The sequence below is a fragment of the Nitrosospira sp. TNL300 genome (assembly GCF_055385915.1).
In genome coordinates this window covers 2,532,865-2,555,828 of the sequence record NZ_AP041005.1, presented here as the reverse complement: position 1 = coordinate 2,555,828, position 22,964 = coordinate 2,532,865, and the positions used below count along the sequence as shown (strand labels likewise).

Sequence of the window (22,964 nt, the reverse complement as noted above, 5' to 3'; positions counted from 1 at the left end):
AGCCGAGGCAAAGTAAAAAAGACAAAAACAAAGGAGGCGCGGATTTCTGCGTCTCCTTTGTTTTTTCTGCCCTGATGAATCGAGTTTATATCGCTGCCGCTGCTTCTTCCTCAAACTGAAGCTTCACCTTGCTATCGGCATCGATATCGACAGTCACTCTGCCGCCATTGGCCAGACGTCCGAACAGTAACTCATCCGCCAGGGCACTGCGTATGGTGTCTTGAATGAGACGCGCCATCGGCCGTGCGCCCATGAGGGGATCCACGCCGTTCCTGGCAAGATATTCTCTCAGTGCATCGGTGAATATCGCATCCACTTTCTTCTCCTGCAACTGTGTTTCAAGCTGCATCAGGAATTTATCCACCACGCGCAGAATCACTTCTCTATCCAGCGGTGCAAAGGAAATGATCGCATCCAGCCGATTACGGAACTCAGGCGTAAACATCCGCTTGATATCGGCCATCTCGTCACCTGTCTGCGCGGCCTTGGTGAAGCCCATAGTAGCCTTGCTCAAGGCTTCCGCTCCGGCATTGGTCGTCATGATGATGACGACGTTACGGAAATCCGCCTTGCGGCCGTTATTGTCCGTCAATGTGCCGTGATCCATCACCTGCAGCAGGATATTGAAAATATCCGGATGCGCCTTTTCAATTTCATCCAGCAGCAGCACGGAATACGGTTGCTTGATGATAGCCTCGGTGAGCAAACCACCCTGGTCAAACCCGACATAACCCGGCGGTGCGCCGATCAGACGCGAAACAGCGTGCCGTTCCATATATTCGGACATGTCGAAACGATGCAGGTGAATGCCAAGCGCATAGGCCAGCTGCCGCGCGACCTCGGTTTTGCCAACTCCGGTCGGGCCGGAAAAAAGAAAAGAACCGACCGGCTTTTGCGGATTGCCCAAGCCGCTTCTCGCCATCTTGATCGCCGCGGTCAGCGCATTGATGGCCTTGTCCTGTCCGAACACAACCGCTTTCAGATCACGGTCAAGCGTCTTCAAGGTGTTGCGGTCATCACTGGAAACATTCTGCGCCGGAATGCGCGCAATCTTGGCAATAATGCTTTCTATCTCATGCCTGCTGATTACCTTGCGCTGCTTCGATTTCGGCAAAACACGCTGAGCCGCGCCGGCTTCATCGATCACGTCGATCGCCTTATCCGGCAGATGCCGGTCGTTGATAAAGCGCGCTGACAATTCCGCAGCAGTCGTAAGCGCGGTAGCGGTATATTTGACACCGTGGTGCGCCTCATAGCGCGCTTTCAAGCCACGTAGTATGGAAACCGTTTCATCCACGCTCGGTTCGGGCACATCAATTTTCTGGAAGCGCCGCGAAAGCGCATGATCCTTTTCAAAGATGCCGCGATATTCGCTGTAGGTGGTGGCGCCAATGCATTTCAGCTGCCCGGTATTCAATATCGGTTTCAACAGGTTGGAGGCATCCAGGGTGCCCCCGGAAGCCGCCCCGGCCCCGATCAGGGTGTGAATTTCGTCGATGAACAGTATGGCATTCGAGCTCTCGAGCAACTGTTTCAGCACTGCCTTCAGGCGTTGCTCAAAATCACCCCGGTATTTGGTACCCGCCAGCAATGCGCCCATATCGAGGGCATAGACCTGATGATGTGCAAGGATCTCGGGAACGTCGTTCTCGATAATTCGCCGCGCCAGACCTTCAGCGATAGCCGTTTTGCCTACCCCTGCCTCCCCTACCAATAACGGGTTGTTCTTGCGCCGGCGGCACAGCGTCTGTATCAGGCGCTCCAGTTCGCGCTCCCGCCCGATCAACGGATCGATCTTGCCTGCCAGCGCCTGGGCGTTGAGGTTGACCGCATAACTTTCCAGCGCGCCCCCCGCATTCATTTCCTGCTCCGTATCTCCTTCGCTTTCGGTTTTGGCGTTGGTTCCCTGCGGAACTTTGCTGATGCCGTGAGAAATATAGTTCACGACATCGAGTCGGGTTACTCCCTTTTGATGAAGAAAATAAACTGCGTGAGAATCCTTTTCGCCAAATATCGCTACCAGTACGTTTGCGCCCGTAACTTCTTTTTTCCCCGAGGACTGCACATGCAGAATCGCGCGCTGGATAACGCGCTGGAAACCAAGAGTAGGCTGCGTATCTACCTCTCCACTCCCTCCCACAGTCGGCGTGTTTTCGGTAACATGCTCAGTCAGCAGCCGGCGTAAATCGTCCATATCAACCGAGCAGGCGCGCAATACCTCTGCGGCAGTCGGATTATCGAGCAGGGCCAGTAACAGATGCTCGACCGTAATGAACTCGTGGCGCTTCTGACGCGATTCCACGAATGCCATATGCAGACTTACCTCTAATTCTTGAGCAATCATTTCAGTTCTCCTCCATCACGCACTGTAGCGGATGCTGATGCTGCCTTGCAAATGCAACTACCTGCTCGACTTTTGTGGAAGCCACATCATTGGGATAAACCCCACATACTCCAGCTCCGTCCATATGGACTTTGAGCATGATCTGTGTCGCCTGTTCTCGGTTTTTGGAAAAAAAAGTCTGTAATACAGTCACCACGAAATCCATCGGCGTGAAGTCATCATTCAGCAAAATAACCTTGAACATTGGTGGCGGCTTGAGTTTACTCTTTTTAGCCTCAAGTACAACATCACCATAATTTCCTGCAGCCATGATCCTGTATTTTTGCCTTCAATTAAAACGGAAATATAACAACTTCCAGTCTTTATATTTGATGATTGCGCTGAAATATTCAAGTACCTTTTAAAAAATTTTCTGTTGCATTTCTACCAAATAACGGGACCGACTACTTGACTTGAACAATGGATTTGCGTAAAACAGTTCTTGGCGTTTGGCTTCAAGTTCTCTGCAGTACCGGTTACAGCCGTTTTGCGGTCTTGAAACTCAAACAGTGTTCGGGTTTCCGGCCCGGTTTTATTTATAGGAAGCAATAATGGCAACTGGTACAGTAAAATGGTTCAATGACTCAAAGGGTTTTGGCTTCATTACACCCGATGATGGAAGCGAGGATTTGTTCGCGCACTTCTCCGCGATCAATATGTCCGGATTCAAAACTCTCAAAGAAGGTCAAAAAGTAACGTTTGAGGTTACCCAGGGTCCGAAGGGCAAGCAAGCATCAAATATTCAGTCTGCTTAAAGATTTCATGCTGAGGTGTGCGAGCACGCTGAGCAGCATGTGATCCATCACAGAATTATACAAAGCCCCTTGCTGTAAATCGGCAAGGGGCTTTTTCTTGTCGAGGATAAGCCGCAAGCTCAGCAGTACACTTGCGCTTTTGTATCCTTCCGGCCCCAGGGCGGCAGATTTTCAACGCGCCATGTTTTCAACTGGCCATGTTTTCGACCAGAGCCTGCCCGAATACTGAACAGGAGACTTTTTGCGCGCCGGCCAATAAGCGGGCGAAGTCATAAGTGACGATCTTATCCTGAATGGTTTTTTCCATCGACCGCGTAATGAGATCAGCGGATTCCGCCCAGCCCATATGCCTCAGCATCATCTCCGCGGATAGAATGATGGAGCCGGGATTGACCTGATCCTTGCCGGCATACTTGGGGGCAGTTCCATGGGTCGCCTCGAAAATGGCTATAGAGTCGCTCATATTTGCGCCAGGGGCGATTCCGATGCCACCCACCTGCGCGGCCAAAGCATCGGAAATGTAATCGCCGTTCAGGTTCAGCGTGGCGATGACATCATATTCCTCCGGCCGCAGCAGAATCTGCTGAAGAAAAGCGTCGGCGATCACATCCTTGATCACTATACCGCCTTTGTCCTCGGGCAACTTCATCCACGGTCCGCCGTCGAGCAGGCTTGCCCCAAACTCTTTTGCTGCAAGCTGGTAGCCCCAGTTCTTGAACGCACCCTCGGTAAATTTCATGATGTTACCTTTGTGTACAAGGGTTACCGAGCGTCGTCCGTTATCTATCGCATACTGAATTGCCTTGCGCACCAGCCTTTCGGTTCCTTCCCGGGATACCGGCTTTATGCCGATCCCTGCGGTTTGGGGAAAGCGTATCTTGGTGACGCCCATATCGTTCATTAGAAAATCGATGACTTTTTTTGCACCTTCCGACTCGGCTTCCCATTCAATACCGGCATAGATGTCTTCCGAGTTCTCGCGAAAAATGACCATGTCGGTTTTTTCCGGATTTTTCAGGGGGCTAGGGACTCCCTGAAAATAGCGAACAGGACGAAGGCATACGTACAGGTCCAGTTCCTGGCGCAAAGCTACATTGATGGAGCGGATGCCGCCTCCCACCGGGGTGGTCAACGGCCCCTTGATCGAGACCACGTACTCTTTCGCCGCCTGCAGGGTTTCCTCGGGTAGCCAGACATTTTCGCCATAAATCCGCGTCGATTTCTCGCCGGCATAGATTTCCATCCAGGAAATCCTGCGTTTGCCTCCATAAGCTTTTTCTACAGCGGAATCCACCACCTTCCTCATTACTGGCGTAATGTCCACCCCAATCCCGTCGCCTTCTATATAGGGTATGACCGGATTGTCCGGCACATTCAGGGAAAAATCCGGATTTACGCTGATTTTTGAACCTTCCGCTGGTATGCTGATGTGCTGATACATGCTATCTCCATTTATTGAGCTGGACTGGTTCCATAATCCAGAACAAGCCGGAACCGGATCGGCAAAATTTGTACATTTTAACCGCGTTTCGGACAGAAGCGCTTGCTTTTGCCCCCGGGCCTTCCCTATATATCCCGAAAAGCGTTACAGGCGGCAGCAGCAGGACAGCTTCCCTTATAATAAAGGGGGCTGACATTTTGCGCCGTATCCGGTTGTATCCACGTTCCGCTATTTGATAATTAAAACGGTTGAAATAACGAAATCATGATCTGGAAACCCAATGTGACGGTTGCAGCTGTGGTGGAGAAAGACGGGCAATATCTTCTGGTGGAAGAGCAAACCAGTGGCGGTTTGTTGTTTAACCAGCCGGCGGGTCATCTGGAGCCGGGCGAGTCCATCATCCATGGCGCGATACGGGAAACCCTGGAAGAGACGGGCTACACGTTTGTCCCTCGATCCGTACTCGGCATTTACCACTGGCATTCCCCGGCGGAAGATACGACATTCATACGCTTTGCTTTTTCCGGTTCAGTGAGCGACCACGATCCCGGCCGTAACCTGGATTCGGGGATCGTACGCGCTGACTGGTTCGGCATCGATGAAATCCGCAGCATGACCTATTGCCACCGTAGCCCACTCGTCATGAAATGCATCGAAGACCACCTGGCGGGCAAGGGTTGTCCGCTCGACATTCTTACTCATTTGGCTTGAAATGAGCAAAGCACGGGTAGTTGTCGGAATGTCCGGCGGCGTGGATTCCTCTGTCGCCGCCTTGTTGCTGAAGCAGCAAGGGTATGAAGTAATCGGTCTCTTCATGAAGAACTGGGAAGATGACGACACGGACGAATACTGCTCATCCCGACAGGATTTGATAGATGCGGCATCAGTGGCGGATGTCATTGGAATTCCCCTTGAAGCGGTAAATTTCTCCGCCGAATACAAGGAGCGGGTATTCAGCCATTTTCTTGCCGAATACAAGGCAGGCCGGACACCCAATCCGGACGTGCTGTGCAACGCCGAGATCAAGTTCAGGGCGTTTCTGGATCATGCGGCGGGGCTGGGGGCGGATTATATTGCAACAGGCCATTATGCCCAGGTGCGCAATACGGATGGCGTATTCCAGCTGCTTAAGGGTGAGGATGGAACGAAGGACCAGAGCTATTTTCTCTACCGGCTCAACCAGGCGCAGTTGTCCCGGACACTGTTTCCCATCGGGCATCTTTATAAGCGGGATGTGCGAAGCATCGCGAAAGACCACGGGTTGCCCAATTTCTCCAAGAAGGACAGCACCGGTATCTGCTTTATCGGTGAACGGCCCTTTCGCGAATTTCTCAACCGTTATTTGCCGAACGATCCAGGCGAGATCCGGACGCCTTCCGGGGACGTCATGGGCAGGCATGCCGGCCTTATGTATTACACCATCGGTCAACGGCAGGGATTGGGCATAGGCGGAACAAGGGGGGGAGACGGCGAGCCCTGGTTTGTTTCGGACAAGGACGTGAAGCGGAATATCCTGACGGTGGTTCAGGGGCATGGTCATCCCGACCTGGTCAGGCCCGCGCTTACCGCAACCGACCTGACATGGGTGAGCGGCAAGATGCCTCGCTGCAACTGGGTGTACGCGGCCAAAATCCGTTATCGCCAACCGGACGCCCCCTGTTCGATCACTTCCCTCGATCGCAACAAATGCGAAATCGAGTTCGCCCAGCCGCAGTGGGCCGTGGCCCCGGGGCAGTCAGTGGTGGTATACGAAAGCAAAGTGTGCCTGGGGGGAGGTGTAATTACCGCTATGCAGAATGATTGAGAGGGAAAGCAGATAAAATGGACAATGGACGGACACACATGCTGACTTTCCGGAATCTGCCCGTCACCTACCTGTTATCTTTCGTTTGCACAGAGGCAGGATAGACGGAGCAGAGGTGGTAGGGGTAGGATGGATGGGCACAGCATAATCCATCGAATTCTGGTGATGGGTTGCCGCTTTCCGCCTCCACCCATCTTACAGGCTACTTACTACCTATATAGCTGTGGAATCTGGGGGGAGTAACAACGTCATTTCCAAGAAAGTGGAAATCCAAATTTATCTCCAGGTAAAAATGGATACCCGCTTTCCGCAGGTATGACGCCATCTTATCATGGCAATATCGCTGTCAGTCCCGCGGAGCGGTTTCCGTGAACGCAGGTCGCTTTTCCAGGCGGTCGGAAAGATCCGCAAGATTGGGAAAATTCTCCCGCCACTTGATCTCCGGAAACCGGAAAGCAAGATAGCCCAGCGCGCAGCCCAACGCGATGTCAGCCAGCGAATAGGCATTTCCATCGCACCATTTTCTGTCACCGAGTTCCCTTGCTGCCGCTTCCAGACCTCCCTCAACCTTTTTCTGCTGGCGGGAAATCCATTGCATACTCTGCTGCGTCTTGCTGCGCTTGCGTTCCAGGAAAATGGCGGCAGCGGCATCGCAGATACCGTCCGCCAGCGCTTCCCAGCGTTTTACCGCGATGCGCCGCCGATTGCCGTCCGGAATCAGACGCGATACGGGATTGACACTGTCGAGATACTCGACGATCACACGTGAATCAAACACGCTCGTCCCGTCGTCCATGATCAGCACTGGCACCTTGCCGAGCGGGTTGTAGTCGGGTACCTGGCTATCATCGTTCCAGGGGACATCCAGTTCGAAGGTATAACCAACGTGCTTTTCGGCGAGGACAATACGTGCCTTGCGTACGTAGGGGCTGGTAAGCGATCCAATAAGCTTCATGGCGAATCTTGAAGAGAGTGGTCAGCGCGCATTATATCGGCTTTCCGCACTGCATGGCATAACGGGACCGAAGCCTACCTGTGTTAAAATTTCGCCGGAAACTAAGCTATGAATTCATCCTTTCTCACCGCACTCTCTCCCCTTGATGGCCGTTATCACGGCAAAGTCGATGCACTGAGGCCCTATTTCAGTGAACTGGCACTGATCCGTTACCGCGTCCAGCTTGAGATCGAATGGCTCAAGGCATTGAGCCAGGCATCCGTCATTGCTGAAGCACTGCCGTTATCCGCAGATACGGTTGCGCAGCTCGATACCTTGGTAACGGATTTCTCCGAGAGGGATGGCGAAGCGGTCAAACTCATCGAGGGGCGCACGAACCATGACGTGAAAGCCGTGGAATACTGGCTTCGCAAGCAGTTAACGGGAAATGCCGAGATTGGCAGAATCGAACAATTCATTCATTTTGCCTGCACTTCAGAGGATATCAACAATCTTTCCCATGGATTGATGCTGATGCACAGCCGCGACGACATCATGTTGCCGGCGCTGGACAACATCATTGGCAGGCTCATCCGGTTTGCGCACGAACTGGCCGAGGTACCCATGCTTGCGCGCACGCATGGGCAGCCTGCCACGCCGACCACGGTGGGCAAGGAGTTCGCCAACTTCGCTTATCGTTTGCAACGGGGACGCCGGCACCTGGCGCAGGTGGCTATTCTCGGAAAAATCAATGGCGCTGTGGGCAATTACAACGCCCATCTGGCAGCGTACCCCGACTTCGAATGGGAGAAATTTGCGCAGGATTTTGTGGAAAAGCTCGGTTTGGAATTCAATCCTTATACCACTCAGATTGAACCGCACGACACCATAGCTGAACTGTTCGATGCCTATGCCAGGATCAACACGATCCTGCTGGATTTCAACCGCGATATATGGGGATACATCTCGCTGGCGTACTTCAAGCAAAAAACCCGAAAAGATGAAGTGGGTTCCTCAACCATGCCGCACAAGGTCAATCCGATAGATTTTGAAAATTCCGAAGGCAACCTCGGGATTGCCAACACGCTGCTGCGGCACTTGAGCGAGAAACTGCCAATATCGCGCTGGCAGCGCGATCTTACTGACTCCACCGCGCTGCGTAACATGGGTGTGGCATTAGGGCACACTTTGCTGGCATATGACTCCTGCAGCAGGGGGCTGGACAAACTGGAAATCAATCCAGGCCGTCTGGAGGAGGATTTGAGAAATGCCTGGGAAGTGCTGGCCGAGCCCATTCAGACTGTGATGCGCCGTTACGGCATGCCGGATTCATACGAACGGCTGAAAGAGCTGACCCGCGGCAAAGGCGGCATCACTCAGGCAGCACTGCATCAGTTTATTGATGGTCTCGCTCTTCCTGATGCAGAAAAAAAACGATTGCGTGAACTGAGACCCGAAACATACCTGGGGAACGCTGCTGCATTAGCGAGAAAAATCAGCGTAGAACACTGAGTTTCACGTCCTTTCTTTTTCTATCAAGCTGCCCCCTGCACACATTATCGAGCCTGGAAATTTTTGGGCTTGAAATTCGAGAAACCATCCCGATATGTTTATGGATAGAAAATCAGGAGAAAGCCATGACAGAAGAAAACCGACCTCAACCAGACCAGCCCGAACTGACCGTTACAAGCGAAAGCGGTGTACAGGAAACCGGGGAAAACAAGGCCAAGACGCCCGGACAGGAGGGCGAAACCATGCCCAGCCTGGAGCAGTTACTGAAAAAAGCGGAACTCGATGCAGCGGAACATTATGATGCATGGCTTCGCGCCAAGGCTGAGGGCGAGAACATAAGAAAGCGCGCCCAGATCGATGTCACCAACGCGCACAAATACGCTATTGAAAATTTTTCGACTGAGCTGCTCTCGGTCATGGACAGTCTGGATGCTGCATTGGCGGTGGAAAATGCAACCGTCGAGAATTTCAAAAGCGGCATGGAGTTGACGCTCAAGCAGCTCACTGCGGCTTTCACCAAGTTCAATATCAAGCAGCTCGATCCCCAAGGTGAAAAATTCGATCCGCATTTGCACCAGGCCATGTGCATGGTGGAGTCCGAGTTTCCGCACAACACTGTAGTGCAGGTTATGCAGAAAGGCTACGTGCTGAATGATCGCGTTATCCGGCCGGCGCTGGTTTCGGTTTCGAAGGGAAAAGAGTCTTGAAATCACGATCTTTATCCCCATTTCAGCGGTAACAAGCGAATTATTCAATGGATTTATAACAACGGATATCAAGAATCAACTAATACAAGGATCAATTATGGGAAAAATTATCGGTATCGACTTGGGAACCACTAACTCATGCGTCGCCGTCATGGAGAGCGGCAAGCCCAAGGTGATAGAAAACTCCGAGGGGACACGCACCACGCCTTCCATCGTTGCTTATACGGAAGATGGCGAGGTTCTGGTGGGCGCGTCTGCTAAACGCCAGGCGGTCACCAATCCGAAAAATACCTTGTTCGCGGTGAAACGCCTGATCGGTCGGCGCTTTAACGAGGAGATGGTGCAAAAGGACATCAAAATGGTGCCCTACACCATTATCAAGGCCGACAACAACGATGCCTGGATTGAAGTACGTGGCAAAAAGGTAGCGCCGCCCGAGGTTTCGGCACAAGTGCTCATGAAGATGAAAAAGACGGCGGAGGACTATCTGGGTGAACCCGTCACCGAAGCCGTCATTACCGTTCCGGCATATTTTAACGATTCCCAGCGGCAGGCCACAAAAGACGCGGGCCGCATCGCGGGACTCGAAGTCAAGCGTATTATCAACGAGCCGACCGCGGCTGCGCTTGCTTTCGGAATGGATAAAAAGGAAGGAGATCGCAAGATTGCCGTGTACGATCTGGGCGGTGGAACATTCGATATTTCCATTATCGAGATTGCGGAAGTGGAAGGCGAGCACCAGTTTGAAGTGCTGGCGACGAATGGCGACACCTTCCTGGGCGGCGAGGATTTCGATGCCCGCATCATCGAGTATTTGGTGGATGAGTTCAAAAAGGAAAACGGTATCGATCTCAAGAAGGATATGCTTGCTTTGCAGCGGTTAAAGGACGCCGCGGAAAAAGCCAAGATCGAACTCTCTTCCAGCCAGCAAACCGAGGTCAATCTGCCGTACATTACGGCGGACGCCAGCGGTCCGAAGCATCTCGCGGTAAGAATCACGCGCGCGAAGCTCGAAAGCCTGGTGGAAGATTTGATCACGCGCACAGTGGAGCCCTGCCGTACCGCCATCAAGGATGCGGGTATAAAGGTTTCCGATATCGACGACGTTATCCTGGTGGGTGGTCAGACCCGCATGCCCAAGGTACAGGAAAAGGTCAAGGAAATTTTCGCCAAAGAGCCCCGCAAGGATGTGAACCCTGACGAGGCCGTGGCCGTGGGCGCAGCGATCCAGGGTGGTGTGTTGCAGGGCGCGGTGAAGGATGTGCTGCTGCTGGATGTGACGCCGTTGTCGCTGGGTATCGAAACGCTGGGCGGCGTGATGACCAAGCTGATCCAGAAGAACACGACTATCCCGACAAAGGCGCAACAGGTATTTTCCACCGCGGATGACAATCAGACCGCCGTAACCATTCACGTGCTGCAAGGCGAGCGCGAGATGGCATCCGGCAACAAGAGCCTGGGCCAATTCAACCTGGCCGATATCCCGCCAGCTCCGCGCGGCATGCCGCAAATCGAGGTGACATTCGATATCGACTCGAACGGCATACTGCATGTGTCGGCCAAGGACAAGGCCACAGGCAAGGAAAGCAAGATCAAGATTCAGGCGAGTTCCGGCCTGTCGGAAGAGGAAGTGCAGCGCATGGTCAAGGATGCCGAAGCCCATGCCGAGGAAGATCATAAGGCGATGGAATTGGTCACGGCGCGCAACCAGTGCGATGCGATGATCCACTCTGTGCAGAAAACCATGAAGGAGCATGGGGATAAGCTGGCCGATGAGGAAAAATCCAGAATAGAGGCGGCTCTAAAAGAGGCGGAAGAAGCGTTGAAGTCCGGCGACAAGGAAACCATCGAAGCCAAAACCCAGGCACTGGCCGAGGCTTCGCATAAATTGGCGGAAAAGATGTATTCACAGGGGCAGGGCCCGCAGGCCGGACCCGGTGAGGAACCTTCCGGCCAGAGCGGTGGGACCGAAAAACCTGTCGAAGGAGAAGTTGTCGATGCGGAGTTCGAGGAAGTAAAAAACAAGAAGTAAATCCGCGAAGCAGCCAAAAAGCAGCAGCCAAAAAAGCATCAAGACATTCTAAGCGCAGCGGTGCGGAAAAGGTGCAGCATTCCTTTCCGCATCCTGCGTTTTGGCGTGCCGGAGAGGAAGCTGGTTTAAGCTACTCTGCTACTCTCCGTGCTGCCAAATTTTCAAGAAGACTATATGAGCAAACGCGACTACTACGAAGTGCTGGGCATTAATCGCGACAGCAGCGAGGATGAAATAAAAAAAGCATATCGCAGGCTGGCGATGAAATATCATCCGGATCGCAATCCGGATAGCCCGAAAGCAGAGGAACACTTCAAGGAAGCAAAAGAAGCCTACGAAATACTTTCAGATCCGAGAAAGCGGGCAGCATACGACCAGCATGGCCATGCCGGAGTGGATGCCAGCATGGGCGGCGGAGCCCAGGGATTTGCTGATGCATTCGGCGATATATTCGGTGATCTTTTCGGGGGCCGCGGCGCGCAAGCCAACGTCTATCGAGGGGCGGACCTGCGTTATAACCTGGAAATTTCACTGGAACAGGCAGCGCGCGGAACCGAAACGAAGATTCGCATTCCTACCATGGATGCCTGCGGCACCTGCCATGGCAGCGGCGCAAAGCCTGGCACCTCGCCCACCACTTGTCCCACCTGCAACGGCCACGGGCAGGTGAGGATGCAACAGGGATTCTTCTCGATTCAGCAGACGTGTCCCAAGTGTCATGGCAGCGGCAAATTCATTTCCAGCCCATGCAATACCTGCGGCGGTTCCGGTCGCGTCAAACACCATAAGACGTTATCCGTAAAAATTCCGGCGGGTGTGGATGAAGGCGATCGCATCCGTTTATCGGGAGAAGGCGAATCAGGGGTCAATAATGGTCCTCCAGGAGACTTGTATGTTGTCATTCACATGACGCCTCATTCAGTCTTTCAGCGCGACCACAACGATCTGCACTGCGAAATGCCCATCAGTTTCACGACCGCAGCGCTGGGGGGCGAGATCGAAATTCCCACGCTGGAAGGGCATGCGAAAATCCGGATACCGGCGGAAACACAAAGCGGAAAAATTTTCCGACTGCGCGGCAAAGGGATCAAGGGCGTGCGCAGCAATAACCCGGGCGACCTGTTGTGTCATGTCGTGGTGGAGACGCCGGTCAAGCTTACCTCCCGTCAGAGAGAGCTGTTGCACGAACTGGAGGCGATCAACCAGGAAGACGGCTCTCGCCACAGTCCGCGCGCAAAATCCTGGATGGACAAGGTCCGGGAGTTCTTTGCAGAGTGAATTCTGTTCCAGCAGTTGTAATTGGTAGCAACTTTGGGTTAATTCGGAAGATGTCACCTCATATTGACTACGATGCCAGAAGCGTAGTATGGATTAATGAAAACTCCAAAAAGAATTGAACCGCTAATCCAGGATGGTCTTATCGACGAGGTCATCGGACAGTTGATGAGCGGCAAGGAAGCCACAGTCTACGTGGTACGCTGCGGAGAAGAGATACGTTGCGCCAAAGTTTACAAAGAAGCCAGTAAGCGCAGTTTCCGCCAGAGTGTGAATTACACCGAAGGTCGCAAGGTAAAAAACAGTCGACGTGCGCGAGCCATGGCAAAAGGCACTGGCTATGGACGCAAAGCGCAGGAAGAAGCTTGGCAAAACGCCGAAGTAGATGCCTTGTACCGTCTCGCGGCTGCGGGCGTGCGTGTGCCCAAGCCCTATAACTTCCATGAGGGCGTACTGCTGATGGAACTGTTGACCGACAGCGAGGGCAACGTGGCTCCAAGGCTCAATGATCTCGTACTCACCCCTGAGATGTCACGCGAATATCACCGCACGTTGATCACGCAGGTGGTGCGCATGCTTTGCGCCGGAATTATTCATGGCGATCTGTCTGAATACAACGTGCTGGTTGACAGCATGGGGCCCGTCATCATCGATCTACCCCAAGCCATCGACGCTGCGGCCAACAATCAGGCTTTGGAAATGCTTCTGCGAGATGTCGAAAATCTGGCAGCTTACTTCGGCCGCTTTGCGCCTGAGTTGCGGGCCAACGATTATGGCAGGGAGATATGGTCCCTCTACCAAAGCAGTAAGCTGCATCCGGAAAGTGTTCTGACTGGCTACTTCGAGCACATTGAGAACCCGGTCGACATGAACAGTGTCATGCGTGAAATCAACGACACACTCAAGGAAGAAGAGGCACGGCGGCTTTATCGTTCATTACGTTGATCGCAGCAGTGACAGGGCTGCGCATTGCAGCTTACCACTCGCCTCTCAATATCTTCTCTGCCCAGAATAAACCTGACACCGATTTGTTGTCGGTAATTTTTCCTTCCTTTACCCATTCCAATGCTTCTGCCGGCGTCAGGGTAAGCACTTCCAGATGTTCTCCATCATCGAGGTTTGCGCCCTCGAAGGTGAGTTCCTGCGCGAGATAGTAGATCAGTTTCTCGTTCGAGTAACCGATGCAAGGGTGCAGGGTGGTGAGATAACGCCAGCTTTTCGCTGTATAACCGGTTTCTTCCAGTAGTTCCCGTTGTGCGCACACGAGCGGGTCCTCCCCGGAGTCGATTTTTCCAGCAGGCAATTCGTAAAAATCCTGATGCAGCGGGTAGCGGAACTGACGTTCCAGCACCAGTTCGCCATTGTCGAGCAATGGGATAATGACCACGGCGCCAGGGTGGGCGATGTACTCGCGTATTTTCAATTTGCCGTCGGGGAGGCGTGCGTGGTCCTGATAGACATGCAGCAGGTCGCCTTCAAAAACCTTCTGGCTGCTGACAGTAGTTTCGGTAAGGTCGGGATGTTCAGGCCGGATTCTGGACATAGGAACGGTACGCCTCTTCATGCAATGGGATAGCGATATCTTGTCTGCGGTGGATCTGCTGATTCCGCTGCTCGCCGCATCCAATATCCGATATCCGCTTTCCTGGGAAATGGGATGCAGGCGATTATACCGCGCGTAGCAGGCCGCTATTCACTCGTCTTGCTGTATCAGAAGCCGGGCAGCCGGGAACACTGCGCTGAAGCGGCTGCCTTTGCCCGGTTCGCTGGTAACCTCCAGCTTCGCCTGGTGGCCGCTGAGCACGTGCTTGACAATGGCAAGACCCAGGCCTGTACCTCCAGTTTCGCGCGAGCGGCCGCGGTCCACCCGATAGAAACGCTCCGTCAGGCGCGAGATATGTTCGGGTTCGATCCCTATTCCGGTATCCTGCACGGAAAATACACCTAGCCCGCCCTGAACTGCCCAGTTCAGCGTTATATTTCCTCCATCCGGGGTATAGCGTATGGCATTGCTGATCAGGTTGATGAAGGCGCTGCGAAGGTCATAAAAACTGCCAAGGAGCTTCGCCCTGGTATCGAGATTAAGGATGATATGATGACGTCCTGCGCTCAGGGATTTTGCTTCTTCATAAAGCGTTCGCAACATTTCCGGTATATTGACCTGCTCCTCGCGCGCCAGGTTTTCCGTATCCTCGAGCCGCGACAGGGTCAACAGATCTTCCACCAGGCTTTGCATACGTCGCGTCTGTTCGCTCATCAGCCCCACCGCCCATTTACGTGTTTCGGGGTCTGATTGATTCTCGTCCGACAGCGTCTCGAGAAATCCACCGATGACGGTCAAGGGGGTGCGCAGTTCATGTGAGACATTGGCGACAAAATCGCGGCGCATTGTCTGGATTCTTTCGAGCTTTGTGACGTCTCGGCTGAGAAGCAGCTTCTGCTTGTCACCGTAAGGCACGAACTGGAGCGAAAGCGTCAGTTCGTGCTGACGGGGTTGTTTAATCACCAGGGGTTCGTTGTAGTTCCGCGATGCGAGATATTCCGCGAACTGGGTTTGACGCATCAGATGGGTGATATGCTGACCGGTATCGAGACTGGCATTGATGCCCAGATGTTTTTCGGCCACTGGATTGCACCATTCGATGCGGTCCATCTCATTGAGGATGACGACTCCCTCGGGCATGGCGGAGGTAGCGCGCCGCAGACGTTCCAAAGCGGAGCTGAGGTTTTGGTGGCTCTGTTTCTGATCACGCCTGAGTCGCGCCAGGCGCGCGAATACATCTCCCCATCTGCCGGAACTGTCGGGTAGCGTGGCTTCTTCACCGTGAAGCCATCGGTCCAGCTGCTTCAGGTTGTACGAGTGGCGCAAGACCAGCAGGACCAGAGCGATGACATAAAGTGTCAGCGTCGTTACGGAGCCGAAGGCAGTCATCAGTACTCCGCTTACAACAGCAATCAGAACGAGACTGGCGAGACGCTCCCAGAAACCGGACACGAACGTCAGCTGGAACGATTACAACAAGTCATTCCAGCTTTCATCCTGCGCTCACAGCTTGTCCTGTCGACAGGCGATAGCCGGAGCCTCGTACCGTCTGCACCAATCCATCCTTGTCGACGTTTTCGAGGGCCTTGCGCAGGCGGCGGATATGCACATCGACAGTACGGTCCTCGACAAATACATGATCGCCCCATACCTGGTCGAGTAATTGGGAACGGCTATGTACTCGCTCGGAGTGAGTCATGAGATAGTGCAGCAAACGGAATTCGGTGGGCCCGAGCACGACTTCAGTCTCATTCGCAGTGACGCGATGGGTTGCCGAATCCAGCCGCAGTCCACCGATCTCCACCACATCGTCAGCGGCTTCGGGAGCGCGCCGCCGCAGTACCGCCTTGATTCTCGCCAGCAGTTCCCGGGGTGAAAAAGGCTTGGTAATGTAATCGTCGGCGCCGCTTTCCAGTCCGATCACCTTGTCGCTCTCGTCCGCGCGAGCGGTGAGCATAATAATGGGAATATCCTTTGTGCGGGTGGCTCTCCGCAGCATGCGGGCAAAATCCGCGCCGCTCATCCCAGGTAGCATCCAATCCAGGAGCACCAAGTCGGGCAGCGCATCATTGATGATTTTCATGGCTTCCTCTGCGTTTTTCGTCGAGGAAACCGTATGCTTGGCTTGCCGGAGACTATATGAGATCAGTTCCTGGATCGCGGGTTCATCTTCCACCACCAGAATTGTTGCTGCCATTAGATCATTCCTTCTATCGTCAGAATCTTCTCCGTTTTTGATTTTTTCTTATATTTCGATGATATGTAAACAGTATTGCGGTTTTGTGACATTTGCAAGCAGCGAGAGATTCCGCAACAGGCATCGTAAAGACGAGAGGGGCTTCCGGCCGCATCGACGAGGGGATTCAGATCTCCTGTCGCAGATTCACAAAATCAGTATGACGCGGTAGTCGTTGACGTTGGTTCGGGTCGGACCCGTCGTGACCAGATCGCCCAGCGCTTCAAAGAAGGCATAGGCATTATTACAGATTAACAAGGACGAAGGGTTCATGCGCCGTTCGGCGGCGCGCCTGAGGGAGTCCGGCGTGATGAGCGCGCCTGCATTGTTTTCAGTGCCGTCTATGCCATCGGTATCGCAGGCGAGCGCGTAGATGTTTGCCGCACCGTTCAGTTCGATGGCGAGCGACAGCAGGAACTCGGTATTGCGACCGCCCCGTCCGCCTCTCTTATATCCCTGTTCATTTTCCCGTAATGTGACTGTCGTCTCGCCCCCTGAGATCAGGGCTATCGGCAGCTTCCACGGCTGCCCATGTTGACGCACCTCCTTCGCCATTGCGGCGAAGACCTTGGCCACCTCGCGCGCTTCCCCGGTAACAGAATCCCCCAGTACTACAGCCGGAATTCCTTGAGCGCAAAAATATTCTGCCGCTGCCGCGAGTGAAGCATGTGCCGTTGCAATCACCCGGTTTTCCACCTGATCGAAAACGGCATCCCCAGGTTTGGGTGTCTCCCTGATCCTGCCTTCCACTCCTGCACGCAACGTTTCCGTCACGGCGGCCGACGCATTGATTTTATAGTGTTCGAGTATGGCGCCTGCATCGGAGAACGTCGTGGGATCAGGTGCACAGGGGCCGGAAGCAATATGGGTCGGATCGTCTCCCGTTACATCGGAAATGATCAGGGCCAGCACCGGAGCCCGGCTCGAAGCCGCCAGTCGCCCGCCCGCTGTCACAGAGAGATGCTTTCGTACAATATTGATTTCCTGGATGGTTGCCCCGCTGCGCAGCAGCTGGGTAGTGACATCGCGGAGATCATCAAGCGATATGCCGGTTACCGGTACCGACAGAAGACTGGAGCCGCCTCCACTCAGCAGGCACAGCAGGAAATCGCTAGGTCCCAGTTTTTCTACTTCCGCCAGAATGGCACGGGCCCCTTGCTCCCCGCTTTCGTCGGGCAGCGGATGGCCTGCCTCTATCAAGTGGATTCGTTCGAGGGGCAGGCCGTGACCATAGCGGGTGAGTACGATTCCGCTCAAAGGCATCTCTTGCGGCCAATGGGTTTCCACAGCCTGCGCCATTGCCGCCGCAGCCTTGCCCGCACCTACTACCAGGGTCCGTCCTTCAACACGGTCCCTGATATGGCCTCTAATGCAGCCCTCATGCTGTTTGACTGCAAGCGCGCGAGATGACACGGAAGCAAGATGCGGCGGTACGACGCGCAGCGGATCGGCTGCGGTGAGCGCAGCGTTGAAACTGTTGAGCAGGAGTGCTCGGGGATTCATGGTACTTTCACCTTCCAGCCTCACGCCAGTATTCAGGTGACCGCGTGAAAATTCTCCAACATGTCCTTGAGGTGATGTCCGGTAAAGCTCCTTTCATTCGCTGCTATTTCCTCCGGCGGCCCCTGTGCGATGATTTCACCCCCGCCTTCGCCGCCCTCGGGACCGAGATCGATAATCCAGTCCGCAGTCTTGATCACATCCAGGTTGTGTTCGATCACGACCACGGTGTTGCCGTGGTCGCGCAATCGATGCAGCACTTTGAGCAGGAGGTCGATATCCTGGAAATGAAGGCCGGTGGTGGGTTCATCGAGAATATAGAGCGTACGCCCCGTGTCTCGCTTGGAGAGTTCCAGCGACAGCTTCACCCGTTGCGCTTCGCCGCCTGAAAGCGTCGTTGCGGACTGGCCCAGGCTGATGTAACCCAGGCCGACATCCAGCAAGGTTTGGAGCTTGCGCGCCACTACGGGTACGGGACTGAAAAATTCATGCGCCTGCTCTACCGTCATCTGCAGGATTTCATGAATGTTTTTTCCCTTGTATTGAATCTCCAGGGTTTCGCGGTTATAGCGCTTGCCGTGGCAGACATCGCATGATACGTAGATGTCGGGAAGAAAGTGCATTTCCACCTTGATCATACCATCACCCTGGCAGGCTTCACAACGGCCCCCCTTCACATTGAACGAGAAGCGCCCCGGCCCATAGCCGCGTTCCCGTGCCTGCGGCACACCGGCGAATAACTCCCGGATCGGAGTGAACAACCCGGTATAAGTGGCTGGATTCGAGCGTGGCGTGCGTCCGATGGGGCTTTGATCCACGCTGATCACTTTGTCAAAAAACGCCAGCCCTTCCAGATTCCGATAGGGAGCGGGTTCCGTTGCGCTGCCATAAAGATGCCGGGCAGCAGCCTGGTAGAGCGTTTCGTTGATGAGCGTGGATTTGCCCGAGCCGGATACACCGGTGACGCAAACGAACAGCCCGACCGGCAGGTCCAGGGTGACGTTTTTCAGATTGTTTCCCGAGGCGCCTTCAATCCGCAGCCAGCGGCCATTTTTCGCTTCCGTGCGTTTTTCGGGTACCCTTATGGTCAATTCGCCCGAGAGATATTTTCCGGTAAGCGAACCGGCATCCCGCTGGATAGCTTCCGGCGTACCCTGGGCGATAATGGCGCCGCCATGCTCACCGGCCCCCGGACCCATGTCTACCACATGATCCGCAGTCAGTATTGCATCCTGGTCATGTTCCACCACGATCACGCTGTTGCCGAGATCGCGCAGGTTCTTGAGGGTTTTCAGCAGGCGGCTGTTGTCCCGCTGGTGCAGGCCAATGGAAGGCTCATCGAGCACATACATCACACCGGTGAGACCTGACCCGATCTGGCTGGCAAGCCGGATGCGCTGGGACTCCCCTCCGGACAAAGTATCGGCGGACCGATCCAGAGATAGATAGTCTAGTCCGACATTGTTGAGAAATGATATACGGCTGGAGATTTCCTTGATGATCTTCTCTGCAATGGCAAGTTTATGACCGGTCAGCGCCACCTGGTCGAAAAAAACCTTTGCTTCTTTAAGCGGCAAGGCGTTGATCTCATATATTGCCATGCCGCCTACATGCACATGGCGTGCTTCCCGCCGCAAGCGCGTTCCAGTGCATTCAGGGCAGATCTGGGAATTCAGATATTTCGCCAGTTCCTCGCGTACGGTAACTGAATCGGTTTCCTTGTAGCGCCGTTCCAGGTTGGGAATGATTCCTTCGAACGTATGCTTGCGATAATTTCTCGACCCGTTTTCGTTCAGATACGAAAACATGATTTTTTCATTGCCGGATCCATTCAGGATGATGTCCTGAATATGGCTGTTCAGTTGCTCGAAAGGCACCTCCAGATCAAAATCGTAATGGCTGGCCAGGCTCACCAGCAACTGATGATAAAACTGGTTGCGCCTGTCCCATCCCTTGATGGCGCCGGAAGCCAATGACAGATGCGGAAACGCGACGATCCGTTTGGGATCGAAGAAGGTGATTCTGCCCAGTCCATCGCACTTGGGGCAGGCGCCCATCGGGTTGTTGAACGAAAACAGACGCGGTTCGAGTTCGGGCAGCGAATAGCTGCATATCGGGCAACTGAACCTGGCTGAAAAAAGATGCTCGGCGCTGGAATCCATCTCTACTGCCAGAGCGCGCCCCTCGGCATGGCGCAGCGCTGTTTCGAATGATTCAGCCAGCCGCTGCTTCGAATCCAGGGAAACTTTGAGCCTGTCGATTACCACCTCGATCGTATGCTTCTGGTTTTTTTGCAGCCTGGGCAGGGCATCGATTTCGTATACGTTCCCGTCGACCCGCAGCCGGATGAAGCCCTGGGCGCGCAGTTCATCGATCAAGTCCACCTGCTCGCCTTTGCGCCCCACTACCAGCGGCGCAAGTATCATCAGCCGGGTATCCGGCGGCAGTCGCAGCACATGATCGACCATCTGGGAAACGCTCTGCACGGTCAGCGTGATGCCATGGTCGGGACACTGCGGATCTCCTACCCGCGCGAAAAGCAGGCGCAGGTAATCATGTATTTCAGTGACAGTGCCGACAGTCGAGCGCGGGTTATGCGAAGTGGCCTTCTGCTCTATGGCGATGGCGGGCGATAATCCTTCAATCAGATCGACATCCGGTTTTTCCATCAATTGCAGGAACTGGCGGGCGTATGCCGAAAGCGACTCCACATAACGCCGCTGGCCTTCCGCATAGAGCGTGTCGAATGCCAGCGAAGACTTGCCCGATCCGGACAGACCCGTAATGACGACAAGTTTGTTGCGCGGCAGATCGAGGTTGATATTTTTAAGGTTGTGCGTGCGCGCACCGCGGATCTTGATGAGTTCCATTGACTCCTTTCGCTGAGGTCCGGCGCCTGCTCATTGCCATGTTCATTCACCGAGGCAAGGCTACCTGAGAACCGGCCAAACCTGTTAATATACTCAAGTTTCCGCGTTTTCCCAATCTGATTCATGTCCCCCTCATCGTCTTCCGAGAAACTGTCACCCACAGAGGTACGCGCGATCGCGGGCCTGGCGAGTATTTACGGCCTACGGATGCTGGGAATGTTCATCATTCTTCCGGTATTCGCGTTTTACGCCGAAAATCTGCCGGGAGGCGACAATTACACGCTGGTCGGGATTGCACTGGGGGCGTACGGGTTGACGCAGGCGATATTGCAGGTTCCGTTCGGCTGGCTCTCTGATCGCTTCGGCCGCAAACCGGTGATTTATGGCGGGCTGCTCTTGTTCGCGCTGGGCAGTTTTGTCGCAGCCGCGGCAACGGATATTTACTGGGTAATCATTGGCCGTGTTATCCAGGGCGCAGGTGCGATTTCGGCAGCTGTGATGGCGCTTGCCGCGGATCTCACGCGCGAAGAGCATCGCACCAAGGCAATGGCAGCGATCGGCATGACGATAGGGACTACCTTCGCGCTGTCGCTGGTTATTGCACCATCGCTCAACCGCATGATTGGCGTGCCCGGAATTTTTTTCATGACAGGTGTGCTGGTGCTGCTGGCGATGGTCGTAGTTTCGCGAGTGATTCCCAACCCGACAGACAGTCGGTTTCATTCGGATACGGAAGCATCCGCCGGGCGATTTTCCAATGTTTTGCGAAATCCCGAACTGTTGCGGCTCGATTTTGGTGTCTTCGTACTGCACGCCGTACTGATGGCGCTGTGGCTGGTGGTACCGCTATCGCTGCGGCAGGCAGGGCTCGCAGCGGATCATCACTGGCAAGTCTATTTTCCCGCGCTGGTCATTTCCATGCTGCTGATCATTCCAGTGATCATCTATAGCGAAAAGAAGGCAAAGCTCAAGCAAGTGTTTGTCATATCTGTCGCTGTACTGCTGGTAAGCCAGATTCTGCTGGCTTATACATTCGATTCGATATGGGGCACTGCGGGCGCGTTGCTGGTATTCTTCGCCGCCTTCAACATGCTGGAAGCAACCCTGCCGTCACTCATTTCCAAGATCGCTCCGGTAGGGGCCAAAGGCACCGCCATCGGCGTCTATAGCAGTGTCCAGTTCCTGGGTACGTTTATTGGCGCCAGCGCCGGTGGCTATCTGTATCAGCATTACGGAAGTACCGCGTTGTTTGCATTCTGTGGCGCACTCCTCATGTTCTGGCTGATATTTGCCGTTACCATGAAGGCGCCCGCAGCTGTCCGTACCAGGATGTATCACGTGCAGGTAATGGATACCGGCACTGCCCACGGGCTTTCGCGGCAACTTGCGGCGCTGCCCGGTGTGCATGAGGCGCTTGTGCTTGCGAGCGAAGGGGTGGCTTACCTGAAAGTAGATATGCACGGTTTTGATGAGCAAGGCGTTGCTCAATTACTTGGAGGGGAAGCATAAATGGCATCAGTCAACAAAGTCATACTCATCGGCAACCTCGGCAAGGATCCTGAAACCCGCTATATGCCGAACGGTGACGCGGTAACGAACATCACCGTGGCAACAACCGAGACCTGGAAAGACAAGAACGGCGAAAAACAGGAAAAAACCGAGTGGCATCGCGTCACCTTCTACCGCAAACTGGCTGAGATCGCAGGCGAGTACCTCAAGAAAGGACGCTCGGTCTATGTGGAAGGGCGGCTGGAGACGCGCAAGTGGACCGACAAGTCGGGTGTCGAACGCTACACCACCGATATCATCGCCACCGATATGAAAATGCTAGGGAGCAAGCCTGGCGGCACCAGTTATGAAGCCCCGGAGAGGGAAGAAGGCGGATTCGCGCCGAATTCATCCAGCAGTAAGGCGCCTGCCAGAAGCAGCACCGGGTTTGATGATATGGATGATGATATTCCGTTCTAACACC

Annotated in this window: 19 protein-coding genes; 10 read left to right on the top strand and 9 right to left on the bottom strand. The window is 54.2% G+C overall.

Features of this window, described 5'->3' with window-relative positions; translation table 11 throughout:
- Positions 1-85: 85 nt before the first annotated feature.
- The gene (gene clpA, locus ACZ5BW_RS11700; RefSeq protein WP_464540134.1) at positions 86-2,344 is read right to left on the bottom strand and encodes an ATP-dependent Clp protease ATP-binding subunit ClpA; all 2,259 of its coding nucleotides are present in this window, start codon (positions 2,342-2,344) and stop codon (positions 86-88) included.
- 1 nt (position 2,345) lies between these two features.
- Entirely contained in the window at positions 2,346-2,654 is a 309-nt protein-coding gene (clpS, locus tag ACZ5BW_RS11695; RefSeq protein ID WP_464540132.1) for an ATP-dependent Clp protease adapter ClpS, read from the bottom strand.
- Positions 2,655-2,934: 280 nt separating this feature from the next.
- On the opposite strand from clpS, the gene ACZ5BW_RS11690 reads away from it, so the two are divergent.
- Entirely contained in the window at positions 2,935-3,138 is a 204-nt protein-coding gene (locus ACZ5BW_RS11690) for a cold-shock protein (protein WP_011381544.1), read from the top strand.
- A 187-nt stretch (positions 3,139-3,325) separates the two neighbouring features.
- On the opposite strand, the gene icd is transcribed toward ACZ5BW_RS11690, so the two are convergent.
- The gene (icd, locus tag ACZ5BW_RS11685; protein WP_464540130.1) at positions 3,326-4,579 is read right to left on the bottom strand and encodes an NADP-dependent isocitrate dehydrogenase; all 1,254 of its coding nucleotides are present in this window, start codon (positions 4,577-4,579) and stop codon (positions 3,326-3,328) included.
- Positions 4,580-4,843: 264 nt separating this feature from the next.
- Here icd and ACZ5BW_RS11680 point away from each other — a divergent pair, with 264 nt between their 5' ends.
- The gene (locus ACZ5BW_RS11680) at positions 4,844-5,290 is read left to right on the top strand and encodes an NUDIX hydrolase (RefSeq protein ID WP_464540128.1); all 447 of its coding nucleotides are present in this window, start codon (positions 4,844-4,846) and stop codon (positions 5,288-5,290) included.
- 1 nt (position 5,291) lies between these two features.
- The gene (mnmA, locus tag ACZ5BW_RS11675) at positions 5,292-6,383 is read left to right on the top strand and encodes a tRNA 2-thiouridine(34) synthase MnmA (protein ID WP_464540126.1); all 1,092 of its coding nucleotides are present in this window, start codon (positions 5,292-5,294) and stop codon (positions 6,381-6,383) included.
- A 346-nt stretch (positions 6,384-6,729) separates the two neighbouring features.
- Here mnmA and ACZ5BW_RS11670 read toward each other — a convergent pair whose 3' ends face one another.
- Positions 6,730-7,338, bottom strand: a complete 609-nt coding sequence (locus tag ACZ5BW_RS11670) for a glutathione S-transferase (protein WP_464540124.1) — start codon at positions 7,336-7,338, stop codon at positions 6,730-6,732.
- 108 nt (positions 7,339-7,446) lie between these two features.
- Between ACZ5BW_RS11670 and purB the strand changes: the two genes are divergently transcribed.
- The 5 genes from purB to ACZ5BW_RS11645 all read left to right on the top strand — a co-directional run bounded on the left by purB (position 7,447) and on the right by ACZ5BW_RS11645 (position 13,788).
- Positions 7,447-8,829 (top strand): adenylosuccinate lyase, encoded by a 1,383-nt coding sequence (purB, locus tag ACZ5BW_RS11665; RefSeq protein WP_464540122.1) that lies wholly within the window; start codon positions 7,447-7,449, stop codon positions 8,827-8,829.
- Positions 8,830-8,954: 125 nt separating this feature from the next.
- Positions 8,955-9,536, top strand: coding sequence for a nucleotide exchange factor GrpE (gene grpE / locus ACZ5BW_RS11660; protein WP_464540120.1), 582 nt, complete (start codon positions 8,955-8,957; stop codon positions 9,534-9,536).
- A 97-nt stretch (positions 9,537-9,633) separates the two neighbouring features.
- On the top strand, positions 9,634-11,568 hold the full coding sequence (dnaK, locus tag ACZ5BW_RS11655) for a molecular chaperone DnaK (protein WP_464540118.1): 1,935 nt from the start codon (positions 9,634-9,636) through the stop codon (positions 11,566-11,568).
- Between the two features lie 174 nt (positions 11,569-11,742).
- Complete coding sequence (dnaJ, locus tag ACZ5BW_RS11650; protein WP_464540116.1) at positions 11,743-12,846, top strand: molecular chaperone DnaJ; 1,104 nt, start codon at positions 11,743-11,745, stop codon at positions 12,844-12,846.
- A gap of 96 nt (positions 12,847-12,942) precedes the next feature.
- Positions 12,943-13,788, top strand: a complete 846-nt coding sequence (locus ACZ5BW_RS11645) for a PA4780 family RIO1-like protein kinase (protein WP_464540114.1) — start codon at positions 12,943-12,945, stop codon at positions 13,786-13,788.
- 31 nt (positions 13,789-13,819) lie between these two features.
- On the opposite strand, the gene ACZ5BW_RS11640 is transcribed toward ACZ5BW_RS11645, so the two are convergent.
- The 5 genes from ACZ5BW_RS11640 to uvrA form a co-directional block, all read right to left on the bottom strand.
- Positions 13,820-14,386: an NUDIX domain-containing protein gene (locus ACZ5BW_RS11640; protein ID WP_464540112.1), complete on the bottom strand. Its 567-nt coding sequence runs from the start codon at positions 14,384-14,386 to the stop codon at positions 13,820-13,822.
- Positions 14,387-14,536: 150 nt separating this feature from the next.
- Entirely contained in the window at positions 14,537-15,838 is a 1,302-nt protein-coding gene (phoR, locus tag ACZ5BW_RS11635) for a phosphate regulon sensor histidine kinase PhoR (protein ID WP_464540110.1), read from the bottom strand.
- A 40-nt stretch (positions 15,839-15,878) separates the two neighbouring features.
- Positions 15,879-16,583: a phosphate regulon transcriptional regulator PhoB gene (gene phoB, locus ACZ5BW_RS11630; RefSeq protein WP_464540108.1), complete on the bottom strand. Its 705-nt coding sequence runs from the start codon at positions 16,581-16,583 to the stop codon at positions 15,879-15,881.
- 186 nt (positions 16,584-16,769) lie between these two features.
- The gene (locus ACZ5BW_RS11625) at positions 16,770-18,125 is read right to left on the bottom strand and encodes a glycerate kinase type-2 family protein (RefSeq protein ID WP_464540106.1); all 1,356 of its coding nucleotides are present in this window, start codon (positions 18,123-18,125) and stop codon (positions 16,770-16,772) included.
- Between the two features lie 32 nt (positions 18,126-18,157).
- Positions 18,158-20,992 (bottom strand): excinuclease ABC subunit UvrA, encoded by a 2,835-nt coding sequence (gene uvrA, locus ACZ5BW_RS11620; RefSeq protein WP_464540104.1) that lies wholly within the window; start codon positions 20,990-20,992, stop codon positions 18,158-18,160.
- Positions 20,993-21,115: 123 nt separating this feature from the next.
- Between uvrA and ACZ5BW_RS11615 the strand changes: the two genes are divergently transcribed.
- Positions 21,116-22,501, top strand: a complete 1,386-nt coding sequence (locus ACZ5BW_RS11615; protein ID WP_464540102.1) for an MFS transporter — start codon at positions 21,116-21,118, stop codon at positions 22,499-22,501.
- Positions 22,502-22,960, top strand: a complete 459-nt coding sequence (gene ssb / locus ACZ5BW_RS11610; RefSeq protein WP_464540100.1) for a single-stranded DNA-binding protein — start codon at positions 22,502-22,504, stop codon at positions 22,958-22,960.
- The last annotated feature ends 4 nt before the right edge of the window (positions 22,961-22,964 follow it).